The organism is Acidomonas methanolica, from assembly GCF_004346035.1.
Taxonomy (GTDB): domain Bacteria; phylum Pseudomonadota; class Alphaproteobacteria; order Acetobacterales; family Acetobacteraceae; genus Acidomonas; species Acidomonas methanolica.
On sequence record NZ_SLZN01000091.1, the window covers coordinates 1 to 1,515 of the forward strand.

Here is a 1,515-nt window from a genome sequence, read left to right on the forward strand (position 1 = left end):
CCCAGCAGGTCGAGATCGCCCGGCTGTCGACGTCGGAACGGGCTTATGATGCGCTCATCCAGTCGCTCAAGATCCGCATCGCCCGCCTGCAGAAACAGAAATTCGGGACGAGTTCCGAGAAGATCGAACGCGAGGTCGAGCAACTCGAGCTTCTCCTCGAAGACGTGGAAATCGCCATCGCGGCAGCGGACACCACACCGGAGCCCGAGGAGAAGGAGGGCGATGATGCCGCGACCTCTCCCCGGCGGCGGCGCGGCAAGCCGCGCGTGTCAGAGACGACGCCGCGCGAGCGCATCGTCCTCGATCCCGGCGAGACCTGTTCCGCCTGTGGCGGTCCCCTGCGTCTGGTCGGCGAGGATGTCGCCGAAATCCTCGAGTTTATCGCCGCGAAACTGAAAGTCGTCGAGACCGCGCGGCTGAAGAAATCCTGCCGCCAGTGCGAGACGATGGTGCAGCCCGAGGCGCCATCGCGCCCCGTGCCGCGCGGCATGGCCGGTCCCGGCCTGCTGGCACACATCCTGGTCTCGAAATTCGACGATCACCTGCCGCTCTACCGGCAAGCCGAGATCTTTGCCCGCCAGGGGGTCGAGATCCCCCGCTCGACCCTGATCGACTGGTGCGGCCAGGCCGTCGCAGTCCTCCGTCCCCTGGTCACCCTGATCCGCCAGGAGGTGACAGCATCGGATCATCTCCATGCCGACGATACCCCGATCCAGGTTCTCGATCCCCGGCTGCGCCAGATCGGCAAGCCGCGTGGCGTCAAGGAAGGACGGATCTGGACCTATCTGCGTGACCCGCGACCTTGGGGCGGGAGCGATCCGCCGGCTGTCGCCTACTGGTTCTCTCCCGATCGCAAAGGGATCAATCCCCAGACCCATCTGGTGACCTTCTCGGGCATTCTCCAGGCCGACGCCTATGCGGGCTTCAGGGAGCTTTACAAACCCGATGCGACCGGCACCGTGCGCGTCCGTGAAGCCGCCTGCTGGGCTCATCTGCGGCGCGATTTCCACGATGTCTGGAAGGGCAGCGGTTCCGCGCTTGCGAAGGAAGCACTCGACCAGATCGGGGTGCTTTACGATATCGAGCGCCAAATTACGGGGTGCCCAGCCGAACAGCGCCTGGCCGTTCGCAAGGCGGAAAGCCGCCCCCGCGTCGAGGCCTTCCACGCCTGGTGCCAGGCCCAGCTCGCCCGCATCCCTGGCAAGGGCGAACTGGCCAAGGCCATCCGCTACGCCCTCAATCGCTGGAATGCCTTTACCCTGTTCCTCGAGGACGGCCGCGTCGCTATCGACAACAACGCCGCCGAACGGGCCGTGCGCCCGGTCTGCATCGGCAGGAAGAATTATCTCTTTGCCGGCTCCGATGCCGGCGGAGACAACATCGCCGACGCCATGACCATCATCGAAAGCGCAAAACTCTCAGGTCTCAATCCCCACAATTATCTCGCCGACGTCATCGCCAGAATCAACGACCACAAGGTCAATCGTCTGCACGAACTGTTGCCGTGGAATTGGC

At 64.5% G+C, this 1,515-nt stretch carries 1 protein-coding gene; it reads left to right on the forward strand.

The window, feature by feature from the left end:
• Positions 1-1,515: IS66 family transposase (tnpC, locus tag EDC31_RS17550; RefSeq protein ID WP_132127231.1), on the forward strand; the 1,515-nt coding region annotated here is incomplete at both ends.